11 protein-coding genes are annotated in these 12,668 nt (G+C 66.7%); 7 read left to right on the forward strand and 4 right to left on the reverse strand.

The features are described from left to right. Nucleotides 1-70 precede the first annotated feature (70 nt). From RCH07_RS03205 to RCH07_RS03220, 4 genes are all read left to right on the forward strand, one after another. On the forward strand, nt 71-637 hold the full coding sequence (locus tag RCH07_RS03205; RefSeq protein ID WP_326966021.1) for a hotdog fold thioesterase: 567 nt from the start codon (nt 71-73) through the stop codon (nt 635-637). Between the two features lie 16 nt (nt 638-653). Next, complete coding sequence (gene paaK, locus RCH07_RS03210) at nt 654-1,994, forward strand: phenylacetate--CoA ligase PaaK (protein ID WP_326966022.1); 1,341 nt, start codon at nt 654-656, stop codon at nt 1,992-1,994. Between the two features lie 101 nt (nt 1,995-2,095). Beyond that, entirely contained in the window at nt 2,096-2,701 is a 606-nt protein-coding gene (locus tag RCH07_RS03215) for a TetR/AcrR family transcriptional regulator (RefSeq protein WP_326966023.1), read from the forward strand. Between the two features lie 64 nt (nt 2,702-2,765). After that, on the forward strand, nt 2,766-3,611 hold the full coding sequence (locus RCH07_RS03220; protein ID WP_326966024.1) for a DUF427 domain-containing protein: 846 nt from the start codon (nt 2,766-2,768) through the stop codon (nt 3,609-3,611). Between the two features lie 71 nt (nt 3,612-3,682). Here RCH07_RS03220 and RCH07_RS03225 read toward each other — a convergent pair whose 3' ends face one another. Together RCH07_RS03225 and paaZ are read right to left on the reverse strand one after the other, a co-directional pair. Next, nucleotides 3,683-4,090 (reverse strand): VOC family protein, encoded by a 408-nt coding sequence (locus RCH07_RS03225; RefSeq protein ID WP_326966025.1) that lies wholly within the window; start codon nt 4,088-4,090, stop codon nt 3,683-3,685. 142 nt (nt 4,091-4,232) lie between these two features. Further along, nucleotides 4,233-6,344 (reverse strand): phenylacetic acid degradation bifunctional protein PaaZ, encoded by a 2,112-nt coding sequence (paaZ, locus tag RCH07_RS03230; RefSeq protein WP_326966026.1) that lies wholly within the window; start codon nt 6,342-6,344, stop codon nt 4,233-4,235. Nucleotides 6,345-6,508: 164 nt separating this feature from the next. Here paaZ and RCH07_RS03235 point away from each other — a divergent pair, with 164 nt between their 5' ends. From RCH07_RS03235 to RCH07_RS03245, 3 genes are all read left to right on the forward strand, one after another. Then, nucleotides 6,509-6,955: a PaaI family thioesterase gene (locus RCH07_RS03235; protein ID WP_326966027.1), complete on the forward strand. Its 447-nt coding sequence runs from the start codon at nt 6,509-6,511 to the stop codon at nt 6,953-6,955. 102 nt (nt 6,956-7,057) lie between these two features. Then, nucleotides 7,058-7,774 carry a DUF4397 domain-containing protein gene (locus RCH07_RS03240; protein WP_326966028.1) on the forward strand — a complete coding sequence of 239 codons (717 nt, stop codon included), beginning with the start codon at nt 7,058-7,060 and terminating at the stop codon, nt 7,772-7,774. Nucleotides 7,775-7,975: 201 nt separating this feature from the next. Beyond that, nucleotides 7,976-9,184: a globin domain-containing protein gene (locus tag RCH07_RS03245; protein WP_326966029.1), complete on the forward strand. Its 1,209-nt coding sequence runs from the start codon at nt 7,976-7,978 to the stop codon at nt 9,182-9,184. 8 nt (nt 9,185-9,192) lie between these two features. Here the strand turns inward: RCH07_RS03245 and RCH07_RS03250 are convergent, their stop codons facing one another. Beyond that, on the reverse strand, nt 9,193-11,931 hold the full coding sequence (locus tag RCH07_RS03250) for a S1 family peptidase (protein ID WP_326966030.1): 2,739 nt from the start codon (nt 11,929-11,931) through the stop codon (nt 9,193-9,195). A 9-nt stretch (nt 11,932-11,940) separates the two neighbouring features. Then, nucleotides 11,941-12,621 (reverse strand): tyrosine-protein phosphatase, encoded by a 681-nt coding sequence (locus RCH07_RS03255; RefSeq protein ID WP_326966053.1) that lies wholly within the window; start codon nt 12,619-12,621, stop codon nt 11,941-11,943. Between the last annotated feature and the right edge of the window lie 47 nt (nt 12,622-12,668).

The raw sequence follows: 12,668 nt of genomic DNA on the forward strand, positions 1-12,668 counted from the left end.
CCTTGACAGAAGGCACCCAAATGGGATTACCTAATGAACATTCGGTAAATAAAGCTGGAGGCAATGACGCATGGCTGAACTGACGGTTTCCGGTGACACCCACCCCATCCTCAAAGGCGACTACGCCTCGGAGTGGATGGGTATCGAAGTAGTGGCGCTCGACGACGGACACGCCACCATCCGCATGGCGCTCCGGCAGGAAATGCTCAACGGCTTCGGCATGGCGCACGGCGGAATGATCTTCGCCTTCGGCGACACCGCCTTCGCGCTGGCCTGCAACCCTGCCACCCCAGAACCCGGGTTCACCACAGGCACCATCACCGTCGCATCCGGCGTGGATATCAACTTCATCGGGCCGGCGTTCCGGGGCCAGGTCCTCACCGCCGTCGCCAACCGCCGCGCCAGCTCCGGGCGAAGCGGCCTGTACGACGTTCAGATCTATGCCGCCGATCCCGGCACCCCGTCCGCCCCGGCGTCGTCCGGCGTCGGCAAGGCGACAGCAGCCGCGACTCCCCCAACCACCCTCCCGGGTGAACTCCCCGCCGACACCCTCCCGGGCGAACTCCCCGCCGACACCCTCCCGGGCGAACTCATCGCCGAGTTCCGCGGCCGCAGCCGCACCATCTCCAAGAAATAGAAACAGGGAACCCCAGATGACCCAAGAAACCGTCGCAGCCACCAGTGATGCCGTCCTGGACCGCGAAGAAACCATCTCCCGCGACGAGCTCGAGGTGCTGCAGCTCAGCCGCCTGCAGCACACCGTCGCCTACGCCTATGACCGTGTTCCCCTGTACAAGCGCAAATTCGACGACGCCGGCGTCCACCCCACGGACCTCCGCGAGCTCTCCGACCTGGCCAGGTTTCCCTTCACCACCAAGGAAGACCTCCGGCTGGAATACCCCTTCGGCATGTTCGCGGTGCCGCAGAACGAGGTCGCCCGGATCCACGCCAGCTCCGGCACCACAGGCCGCGCCACAGTGGTGGGCTACACCAAGAAGGACCTCGCCGATTGGGCCAAGCTCGTGGCCCGCTCGCTGCGCGCCTCCGGTGTCCGCCCGGGAATGAAGGTCCACAACGCCTACGGCTACGGCCTGTTCACCGGCGGCATGGGCGCCCACGCCGGCGCCGAGGCGCTGGGCTGCACCGTCATCCCGATCTCCGGCGGCCAGACCGAACGCCAGATCACCCTCATCCAGGACTTCAAGCCGGACGCCATCCTGGCCACCCCCACCTACCTCCTGACCATCGCCGACGCTATGGTCAAGCAGGGCATCGACCCGGCCTCCACCTCGCTCAAGTACGCCGTCCTGGGCGCCGAGCCGTGGACCGAGGAAATGCGCCACGAGCTCGAGGTCATGATGAACATCAAGGCCTGCGACATCTACGGCCTGTCCGAGGTCATGGGCCCCGGCGTTGCCGGCGAAGCCGTAGAGACGCAGGACGGCAGCCACATCTGGGAGGACCACTTCCGGCCGGAAATCATCGATGCCTTCAACCCCGCCATCGGCGTGGACTCAGTCCTGCGCGACGGCGAACCCGGCGAACTGGTCTTCACCTCGCTCACCAAGGAAGCGCTGCCGATCATCCGGTACCGCACCAAGGACCTCACCCGCCTGCTGCCCGGCACCGCCCGCCCGGCGCACCGCCGCATGGGCCGCATCACCGGCCGCAGCGACGACATGATCATCCTGCGCGGGGTGAACCTGTTTCCGTCGCAGATCGAGGAAATTGCCTTGCGGATCCCGGAACTGAGCCCGCACTTCCAGCTGGAACTCACCCGCCCCGAGGGCCAGCGCATGGACCAGCTCACCGTGAAGATCGAACGCCGGGAGTCCGTCACCATCGACGGCGCCACGGCGGCTGCGAAGGTGCTGCAGCAGCAGATCAAGATCCAGGTGGGGTCGTCCTGCGCCGTGGATGTTGTGGAGCCCGGCACCCTGGAGCGCTCCAACGGCAAGCTCCGCAGGATCTACGACCTGCGGCCCAGGGCCTAGCCGCGTTTCGTCCGGGCCGGCCGGCCGGGGCCGGGCCGTTCTCCCCCCGGGGCCGGCTGTCCGGGGCCGGCCAACCTCCTGATCGTGAGAAACTAGCGAGTATGCCCACCCCAGCAACCACCACCAAGCGCGGCCGTCCCGGCTATGACCAGCAGTCGGTACTGCTGATCGCCGTCGACGTTTTCAACCGCCACGGTTACGACGCCACGTCCATGGGCATCCTTGCCGAGAACCTGGGCATCTCCAAGTCCGCGATCTACCACCATGTGCCGTCCAAGGGCGATCTCCTGAAGCTCGCACTGGACCATGCCCTGGGCGGCCTCGAGGCCATCCTGGATCAGCCCCGCGCACTGTCCTGCACCGCCGAGGCCCGGCTGGAGTTCGTCCTCCGGGAGACCATTTCGGTCCTCGTGGATCGGCTCCCTTTCGTCACGCTGCTGCTGCGCCTGCGCGGCAACACCGAGATCGAGCGGGACGCGATGGCCCGCCGGCGGACCTTCGACCACAAGGTCGCTGCCCTGATTTCCGCCGCCCGCGACGAGGGCTCACTCCGCCAGGACATCGACCCCCGCACCGTTACCCGGCTTCTCTTCGGCACCATCAACTCGATCGTCGAGTGGTACAAGCCCGGCGGCTCACTGTCTCCGGAGAAGCTGGCGGACGACATCATCACGATGGCGTTCAACGGCCTCCACGTCCCCGGCTGACGCGCTCCCCCACGTCCCGCGGGCCCGCATTGACGTCGCTCGGGCCCGCGTCCACTCTTGGAACATGGCTACGAGACTATCCGAGGTAATCCTCGGGACTTTTCCCCGACTCCGCTACGAACCCACCGCCAAGCGAATCCGTGCGAGCCTCGGCGGGAACACCGTCGTCGACACCCTGCACGCCTACCTCATCTGGGAACCGCACCGGATCACCCCGATCTTCGCCGTGCCGGAGCAGGAACTGCAGGCGCACCTCGCCGTTCCGGAACGCCCGGCGGCGCCCGTCGAGGCGCATCCCTTCGCCGTGCGGCAGGGCGCCGCGCCGACGTCGTTCGACCCCGGCACCGGCTTTGGAAAGCACACCACCGCCGGCGAGGAGCTCGACGTCGTAATGGCTGGGGCTACCGCGTCACGGGCCGCCTTCCGCCCCGAAGACCCGGACCTTGCCGGCTATGTGGTCCTGGATTTTGGCGCCTTCGGCTGGCTTGAGGATGACGAGGAGATCATCGGCCACCCCCGCGACCCTTTCCACCGCGTCGATATCCGGGCCTCTTCCGTGGAGGTGGAGGTGGCGCTCGACGGCGTCACGCTGGCCCGCACGAACGGCGCACAGCTCCTGTACGAGACGATGCTCCCGGTCCGCTACTACCTGCCGCCGGCGGACGTGCGGCTGGATCTTATGAAGGAGAGCCCGAAGCGGAGTGTCTGCCCATACAAGGGCCAGGCCGGCTACTGGACCTATCCCGGCTCTGAGGGCGGCCTAGACGTCGCCTGGAGCTACGACAGGCGCTTCGTGGACGCCGCCCAGATCCATGGCCTGATATGTTTCTTCAACGAACGGGTGGACCTGACGGTGGGCGGTGTCCTCCAGCCGCGCCCCGTGTCGCCGTGGTCCCGCCCGGCTGGGTGACCGTTCAGCACAGAACAGCGCCCCGGCTGGCCGGGACGCTGTTGCTCGGGCAGGGTGCCGTTAACTGCCGGTTAAAGCTGGTAGTCCGCCGGCGCGGCGATGTTCTCGTGGACGCAGAGGATATTGTGCTCCGAGTCCATGAACCAGGCGCACCTCTCCGAATCCGTTGTGCAGATGTGGTTCTCGGTCTTGAGATCCGGGAGATCGTAGTCCTGGAACATGACGCCCCGGGCTTCCATCTCCCTGACCGTGCGCTCGATCTCGCTGACTTCAAAACTCAGGGTGGTGTGCTCGGAATGCTTTCCATCCCTGACAGGCATCAGCTGCAGCAGAGGGCCGCCGTCGCTGCCGAATAGTTCACTTCCATCTTCCGTCACTCCACGGTGCGGGAGCCCCAAGGTGTCGGCATAAAAATGCCGGGCACGCTCCGCATCATCGACTGGCAGGACCGTTGTGGCTTTGTTGAGTACTAGGGTCATTTCGCCACCTCCTACGATGACGATTTTACGCCGGAACCAACCAGAAAGAGCCTACCTATCCACGGTTGCCCTATCACTTGTGGTTGCCATTTCGGCCTTTTGGCAGCCACAAGTGATAGAGCAACAGGAGGGAAGGGGCGGGTTACTTCTCCACGAGGGTGAGGACGTCGTAGGTCGCCACGATGTCGTCGTCCTGGTTGGTCAGGACGGCATCCCAGGCCACCTCGCCGTACCCGTCGGTCTCGCGCGGGGTGATCTTCTTGGCGGTGAGGGTGACGCGGATGGAGTCGCCCGCGGCCACCGGGGTGACGAAGCGCAGGTTTTCCAGGCCGTAGTTCGCCAGGACGGGACCCGGGGCGGGCTCCACGAACAGCCCGGCGCCCCAGGCCAGCAGCAGGTAGCCGTGCGCCACGATGCCCGGGAAGAACGGGTTGGCCGCGGCGGCCTCCTGGTTGGTGTGGGCGTAGAAGGTGTCGCCGGTGGAGTTGGCGAACTTGGTGATCTCGTCCAGGGTCACTTCGCGCAGCCCGGAGCGGATGGCGTCACCGATGTGCAGGGTAGCCAGGGACTTCCGGAACGGGTGCCGGGATTCGGTCTCCAGCGTGAAGTTCCGGTCTGCGCCCGTGTGCCAGACGCCGGTGACGGCGGTCAGCATGTTGGGAGATCCCTGGATGGCGGTGCGCTGCATGTGGTGCAGGACCGAGCGGATGCCACCGAGCTCCTCGCCGCCGCCGGCGCGGCCCGGTCCGCCGTGGACCAGGTGCGGGACCGGGGAGCCGTGGCCGGTGGAGCTGCGGGCGTCCTCACGGTTGAGCATGTGCACGCGGCCGTGGTGGGCCGCGATGCCGGTGACGAGTTCGCGGGCCACCGAGGGGTCGTTGGTGCAGACCGAGGCGACCAGCGAGCCGCCGCCGCGGGCGGCGAGACGGACGGCGTCGGGCAGGTCCGTGTAACCGATCACCGAGGACACCGGCCCGAAGGCCTCCAGCGAGTGGACCTCGTCGGCTTCCGGGTCCGCCCAGCTGAGCAGTACCGGGGACATAAAGGCGCCGCCTTCGACGACGCCGGCTGTCCCGTCCGCGCTGGTGACCTTCGGCGAATCGAGCGTTCCGTACGCGAGTTCGCCGCCGGCGTCGAGCATTGACTGGACGGCCGCGCGCACATCGGCGAGCTGCTCCAGGGAGGCGAGGGCGCCCATAGTGACGCCGTCGGCGCGCGGGTCACCCAGGACAACGCGTTCCCGGATCCGGTCCCCGACGGCGGCAATGACGTCCGGCACCAGCTCCTGCGGCACGATGGCCCGGCGGATCGAGGTGCACTTCTGGCCGGCCTTGGCGGTCATTTCGGTGACGAGGGACTTGATGAAGGCGTCGAACTCCGGGGTGCCTTTGACGGCGTCCGGGCCCAGGATCGAGGCATTGAGGGAGTCGGTTTCCGAGGTGAAGCGGACCCCGCCCCTGACCACGTTGACGTGGGACTTGAGCGTGTTGGCGGTGGAGGCGGAACCGGTGAACGCCACGATGTCGCGGTAGTCGAGGTGGTCCAGCATGGTGCGGACGGAACCGGAGATCAGCTGCAGCGAGCCCTTGGGCAGGATGCCGGATTCGATAATGGCCTTGACCACGGCCGCGGCGACGTAGCCGGTGGGGGTGGCGGGTTTGACGATGGTGGGCACACCGGCGATGAACGCGGGGGCCAGTTTCTCCAGCATGCCCCAGACCGGGAAGTTGAAGGCGTTGATCTGCACGGCGACGCCGGGAATGCGGGTGTAGATATGCTCGCCGGCGAACGAACCGTCCTTGGACAGCACCTCCATGGGGCCGTCCACGATCACCTGGGCGTTGGGGAGTTCGCGCCGGCCCTTGGAGCCGAAGGTGAAGAGCACGCCGATCCCGCCGTCGATGTCCACCATCGAATCGATCCTGGTGGCACCGGTCTGGGCCGAGAGTGCGTAGAACTCGTCGCGCCGGCCATTGAGGTACTGCGCCAGCTCCTTGAGCTTGAGCGCGCGCTGGTGGAACGTCAGCTTGCCGAGTTCCGCCTGGCCGGTGCTGCGTCCGTAGTCCACGACGGAGGCAAGGTCCAGTCCCGCGGTGCTCACCCTGGCAAGGAGCTCGCCGGTGCTGGCGTCAAGGACGGTGGCTGCGCCGGCCGCGGAGCCGGCGTCGGGGGTCCACCAGGAATCCCGGATAAAGCTGGGAACGATCCGGGCAGTGTCTACTGTGGGTTCCGGAGCAGTTGCAGTGGTGGTCATCGTTGACGGGTCCTTCCAGCGGGGGCAAGATCAACAGGGCCAGAGCATTACTGACCGTCCGTTCGGTAATATGTCTACAGTACATGAATGAGGCCTGCCGCACACTAGCTGTGGCGGCACAGACCGGCCTGAGCCCTTGGTTTTCCGGCCATAAAGGAGACGTTATGACGCCCGAGCCACGCAGGACCGAGCCACGCAAGACCGAGCCCGGCAATACCGCGCCGTGGAAGATCACCCTCGGCGAACTGGACGAGAAGATGGGCGTGAAAATCGTCGAGGAATCCGTGGAGCGGGTGGTGGCGACCATGCCGGTGGAGGGCAACCGGCAGTCCTTCGGGCTGCTGCACGGCGGCGCCTCGCTGGCCGTCGGGGAGGCCGTGGGCTCCTGGGCCGCCGTCATCCACGCGAGCACGCTGGGCAAGACCGCCGTCGGCGTGGATGTTTCGGCGACGCACCACAAGTCGGCCCGCGGGGGGCTCATCACCATCACGGCCACCCCCATCCATCTTGGCGGGACGGTGACCACCCACGAGGTGCTGATCACCAACGAGGCCGGCGAGCGGCTGTGCACACTGCGGATCACCAACCTGCTGCTGGAGCGAAAATCCTGAGCCAAATTCCCAGCCGGGTGCATCCAAACTGCGCTCCGGGCAGGTAGTAACGGTGTAAGCAATTCGCCGCCCGGATACGGGCAACTCAATGAGGAGTTTGAAATGCGCAAAACTGTCGCTGCAGCCGGAGCCCTGACGTTACTGGCCGCCCTTGCCTTCGCCGCCCCCGCCCAGGCAGGAGGCCGGGACGACGACGATCACGACGACGCCCTGCTGTCCGTGCTGCACGGCGTCCCGGGCCTGACCGTGGATGTGTGGGTGAACGGCAAGCTCACCTTGGACGACTTCAAACCCGGCACGCTCGCCGGGCCGTTGAAGCTCGACGACGGCAGCTACAGGATCGCCGTCACAGCCGCCGATGCCACCAGCGCGGACAACCCGGTGATCGGCCCGGTCAAGGTCAACCTCAAGGAAGGCCGGAACTACACTGCTGTGGCGCATCTCGACGCTTCCGGCGCGCCCACGGCAACCCTGTTCAAGAACAACACTGCGGCCAGTCCCCGGGGCCAGGGCAAGCTGACCGTCCGGCATGTAGCGGCCGCTCCAGCGGTCGATATCCTGGCCGGCGGTACCGCAGTGATCAAGGGGCTCGAGAATCCCGGGCAGAAAGTGCTGACGCTGAAGGCGGGAACGGTGTCCGCCTCGGTGGCGGCAGCGGGCACCACCGCGCCGCTGATCGGCCCGGCCGATGTGCCGGTCACCAGAGGCAAGAACACCATCGTCTATGCCTGGGGCAGCCTCGCTGACGGGACCCTGGGCGTTGCTGTGCAGGTCGTCGACTCGGCCAAGTGGCGCGGCGGAGACCGCGACGACGAATGAGCCGCCCGCCCGCTTTGCGGGGACCGACCGCCGGCAGCGCGCCGCTGACCAAGAACGCGCTGCCGGTCACGGCTACACCGATCGGCCAAGGGAATGTAGGGCCGATGTACCCGGAAAGCCCGGTGCCCGGCCTGTTAGCTTGGAAGTGCTGAGTCACCCGGCACCGCCGGGTATCGCCGGTCGCACCGGAAGGGATCCACCATGCTCTCAGACACTTCGCTTCCCGTCATCAAGGCAACGCTGCCCGTAGTGGGCGAGCATATCGAGGAGATCGCCAAGCGCTTCTACCAACATATGTTCGAGGCACGGCCGGATCTCCTGGACGGACTTTTCAACCGGGGGAACCAGGCCGACGGCCGCCAGCAGCAGGCACTCGCCGGGTCCATCGCGGCCTTCGCCGGGCTCCTCGTGGACAACGTGGACCAGATACCTGACCATCTCCTGTCCCGGGTAGCGCACAAGCACGTCTCCCTGGGGCTGAGCCCGGACCAGTACCAGATTGTCCACGACCACCTGATGTGGGCCATCGTGGATGTGCTGGGGGATGCTGTCACCCCCGAAGTGGCCGCAGCCTGGGACGAGGTCTACTGGCTGATGGCGAACATGCTCATCAATAAGGAGCGAGGGCTGTACAACGCGGTGCGCCTTACCCCTGAGACGATCTGGCGGACCTGGCGGGTGGTCGAGAAGGTCCAGGAGACGGACGATGTGGTCAGATTCGTTGTCGAGCGGATTGATGAGCGGGAGGTCAAGCCGTCCCTGCCCGGGCAGTACGTCACGATCAAGATGGCCATGCACGACGGCGTTCACCAGCCCAGGCAATACAGCCTGACGAAGGCCGACGACGGGCAGCACCGGCAGTTCGCGGTGAAGCGGGTCCACGGACTCGAGACGCCCGATGGCGAGATGTCCACTCTGCTGCACAACGAGGTCCAGGTGGGCGACGAGGTGGTGCTTTCCGCGCCCTTCGGCGACGTGGTACTGGAGTACACGGACCGACCCCTGGTCCTGGCCAGCGCGGGAATCGGGGTCACCCCGATGGCCGGCATGCTCTCCCACCTGGTCAAATCCGGCTCCCGGCGCCAGGTGATGCTCCTGCACGCGGATGACAGCGAGGAGTCCTTCCCCCTCCGGGGGCAGGTCAGGGAGGATCTGGCCACCTTGACGGACGGGACGTTGAAGACCTGGTTCCTTAATCCCGCCGGGGGAGGAACAGCTTCCGAATCCGGGTTCGCCGGCTTTATGGACGTCAGTGCCGTTGAACTCCCCGACGACGCCGAGTACTACCTCTGCGGGCCCCTGCCGTTCCTGAAGTCGGTCCGGGGCGCGCTTCTTGCCGGCGGCGTACCGGCCAAAGACATCCAGTACGAGGTGTTCGGCCCGGACCTCTGGTTGGCCGACTTCCAGTAGCGGCGGTACTAGCGGACCGCCCGACGCCGTGCCCCAGCCAGCTTGACACCGGTCAGCAGGGCTCCGCCGAGCGCCAGCGCTGCAACGGCCACACCAGCGGCGGACAGGAGCGAACCGGCGCCGGTGTTGGGAAGCTGCCCGGAACCGGCCGGAAGCACCACGGACTGGACCGCCGGAACACCGGGATCTGCCAGTGCAACTGCCGGGACTTCGGGCGCTGCCGGGGCAGCGACCAGAGCGTCGATGATGAAGGTGACCAGCAGCGCGTCGGAGGCGATCCCGTCCACCGACTGGGTGACGGACAGGGTATGGGCCCCTGATGCGAGGCCGGCGGGGAACGGAACGCTCCAGCGACCGCCCGCCACCAGGACGTACGGTGCCATAGGACGGACCACCGCGCGGGCCCCGGATCCGGCACCGCCGGCACCGGCCCGGGCGGCACCCACCGGGGTCCCGTCAACCAGGACTGCTACGTCGGCGCCGTCGACGCCGGTCCCGGAAATCGTCGCGGGCAGCGAGTCCTGGCTGAAGTGCAGTCCGTCCACAATCGAAGTGACGGCCGGTGCTGCCGGTGTGACCGTGAAGTTCCGGGTCGTGGAGGGGCTGTCTTCGTGGCGAGGGTCGCTCTGGGCGGCGTGCACAGCGATCTGGCCGTAGACGGGCCTGAGAACGGGAATGCTCCAGCGACTGTCCGGCTGGACGAGTGCCGAGCCACCGACGTCCCCGGTGAGCTTCACGGTCATTCCGGGCGTTCCCGTGCCGTCGATCCGGTCGATGGTCGGGAGTGCCGCGCCTTCTGCAGGAGTGGTGATCACGGGCGCGTCAAGATCGGAGATCTTGATCGTGAAGCGCGCTGTATCGGATCGACTGAAGCCGTTCGCGGTCTCCGCGCTGAAGTTCACTTGGCCGATAGTCACACGTGCAGGTAGCGCCCAGTTTCCGGCAGCGTCCACCGGCACGTCCACGGGTACCTGTCCGTCAACCGTGATGCGCACTTTCGAGTTGGCAGCTACGGCCGACGCGGGGGCGGCCGGGACTCGGCCGGGGATGTCCTCCCCGACCTTGAATGTCCGGTTCTCCGGCGCCACAAGCTTGGGCTTGTTCAGGAAGAGCTGGAGTTGCACCCCGCCCGGGATGTGGGTCAGTGAATCCGCCAGGGTAGTTGCGACCGCGAACTTTTCAATTGCCCCCCTGTTCTCGCCAGCCGAGTGAGTACCCACAGCGAAATTTCCGCTGATCCACGGGCCGCCAGAGTCTCCGCCACTGGACTCAACCGTATTGGAAAGAAACCCGCTGAAGGCTCGAACGTCGCTGGGATTGCCGGAGTACGTTGTGCCTCCCACCACGTAGATGCCAATCTCGTCAACCTGTCCGCAGGACCAGCCGGTGGTCCGCCCGGAGAGGCAAACTTCTTGGCCCTGGAACGGGGTAACCATGCCAATGATCTTGACGGCTGTCGGTCCCGGGTTGGTGGGGTCTGCGGTGGAAAAGTCTGGCGCGTCGCCACGCCATTTGCCAGCGGCCGGCTGAAGCGCCAGATCCGGCCGTATCCCGCCGATCACGGCGATGTCCGTACCGACGTTACCGGGTTCCCCGGAATCACCCCTCTCCCACGTAGGGTTCAGAACCCATGAGTTTTGGAGACCGCCGAACTGGCTAAACCCGAAGGTGCCGAGAGCCCCGTCAGTTACGAACGGCCAGACTGGGTTTGCTCCAGCGGCCGGTGACGATGAGGCGTCTTCGATGTACGTCTCCCGAGCGGCACCGTCGTATGCGCAGTGACCCGCGGTCAACACCAGGGGCACGCCGCCGGGGCCGTACCCGCCGAAGCCTGCCGAGCACACGGAGCTCAGATCGTTGACGATCCCCTGTCCGCCGAAAAGGTCCTGTTCCGTCTTGATCGGGGCGCCCTGCTCCAGCTGGACGTTGGTATAGCGGGACACAAACTCTGCGGCTGAAATCTTGCCCGGTGCCGGAGTCCCGGACATTGCGGACGGAGGCTGGGGGTCCAGAAGTATCGACAGCGTTGCCTCGGCCACAGTCGTCCCGCCGGTGCGGATGATGAAGCTTCCCCCGGAGTAGGCCACGGCCTGCAGCCCGGCGGGTCCCACCTCGCGGACGTAGGCCTGGAACAGTTGCTCGGTGCTGGAGGCCACCAGCTCCGCCGCCGAGGGGACCTTCAAGGGGTCAGCCGCCGGCGCCACGAGGACGAAGTCCGACGACGGCCCGGCCTGGTTCAGCTCGTCAATCCGGGCCTGCAGTTCGGGGCCGCTGCCTTCGACGAGGATTTTGCCGTCTTTCAGGCTGATGCCGAGGTAGCCGGGGAGTTTGCGCAGGGAGGGCACGGCGTCGGCGGCGGTCCTGCCCAGCTGGCCTGCGGCGTTGAATTCTTCCAGCGTCATGCCGAGGTCGCGCCGGAGGGCCTCCGCAAGCCCGGCGTCGCTGACCGCCGGAGCCGTCGCCGGAGCAACAGCCGGGGCCGCCGCCGGATCAACAGCCGGGACAGCGGGCGCAGCAGTCGGGGACGCAGCCGAGGACGGTGCCGATGTCGGTCCCGCTGACGGCGTCGAATCCGGCGCCGGCGGAGTCTGGGCCGGGCCGGAAACTGCCGACGGTGACGGGGAAACCGGTGCGGGTTCAGTTGGCCCGGCTTCAGCGAGCGCAGGGACGGCAGAGAACGATCCTGCGAGGGCGACGGCAACAGCCGCCACCCCCCGCATCACTTGCTGAAAAATCGGAGTCTTCACCCGGTTACCTTAGCGTCCCAATTTAGCCAAGAGGGCCGTGACCTCCGGTTCCGTTACCCCATTGTGGCCCAGGAACTCCCTGGTCTTCACACTGCGGACAAACCGCAGCAGGCTTTCACGCCGCGCTTCGAGCAGCGGCACCAGCACTTCCTCGGGCATATACCGCTCGTGCGGATGCGGGACACCGGACACCCTGTGGTGCTCGTTGATGCCCCGCATGGCACGCTCATAGCCCCGGACAATGGCGTCCTCCTGCGCTCCGGCGAGATCCTGGAGCATGGCCGCGATCATCCCGCTGCGGTCCCGTCCGGCGGAACAATGGATCACCACGCCGCCCCGCGCCGTCGCCACAGCCTTGAAAACGCCGGCCAGCTTCTCCGGGAAGATCCGGACGTTATCCGGATAGGACGCCGGATCGTTCAGGTAGGGAACGCAGAGCCCGCGGAACTCGGCGTTGTCCGGGTCTTCGGTAGGTGCCAGCACGACGTCGAACGCTGCCAGGGTCTCCGCCCTGACCGGCGGATCGCTGTCGCGCCGCCGCCTCTCTTCCGGGTTACGGAGGTCGACGACGGTCCGGATGCCGCCGTCGTACGCCTGCTGCCAGCCCGCATCGGTGAGCCATTCCCGCCGTCCCATCCGGAAGACGCCGCCGGCGATATGCCATGCGTTGACCGCCCCGTCCCATTCCATGCGCTTCGAAAGATCTTCCACCCCGCCAGCTAACCACGAGGTCCGGG

This window comes from Arthrobacter sp. CG_A4 (assembly GCF_035985125.1).
Taxonomy (GTDB): domain Bacteria; phylum Actinomycetota; class Actinomycetes; order Actinomycetales; family Micrococcaceae; genus Arthrobacter.

Coding starts and splice junctions, on each gene's coding strand:
- RCH07_RS03205 (WP_326966021.1), top strand. CDS start 71: ATGGCTGAACTGACGGTTTCCGGTGACACCCACCCCATCCTCAAAGGC.
- paaK (WP_326966022.1), top strand. CDS start 654: ATGACCCAAGAAACCGTCGCAGCCACCAGTGATGCCGTCCTGGACCGC.
- RCH07_RS03215 (WP_326966023.1), top strand. CDS start 2,096: ATGCCCACCCCAGCAACCACCACCAAGCGCGGCCGTCCCGGCTATGAC.
- RCH07_RS03220 (WP_326966024.1), top strand. CDS start 2,766: ATGGCTACGAGACTATCCGAGGTAATCCTCGGGACTTTTCCCCGACTC.
- RCH07_RS03225 (WP_326966025.1), bottom strand. CDS start 4,090: ATGACCCTAGTACTCAACAAAGCCACAACGGTCCTGCCAGTCGATGAT.
- paaZ (WP_326966026.1), bottom strand. CDS start 6,344: ATGACCACCACTGCAACTGCTCCGGAACCCACAGTAGACACTGCCCGG.
- RCH07_RS03235 (WP_326966027.1), top strand. CDS start 6,509: ATGACGCCCGAGCCACGCAGGACCGAGCCACGCAAGACCGAGCCCGGC.
- RCH07_RS03240 (WP_326966028.1), top strand. CDS start 7,058: ATGCGCAAAACTGTCGCTGCAGCCGGAGCCCTGACGTTACTGGCCGCC.
- RCH07_RS03245 (WP_326966029.1), top strand. CDS start 7,976: ATGCTCTCAGACACTTCGCTTCCCGTCATCAAGGCAACGCTGCCCGTA.
- RCH07_RS03255 (WP_326966053.1), bottom strand. CDS start 12,621: ATGGAATGGGACGGGGCGGTCAACGCATGGCATATCGCCGGCGGCGTC.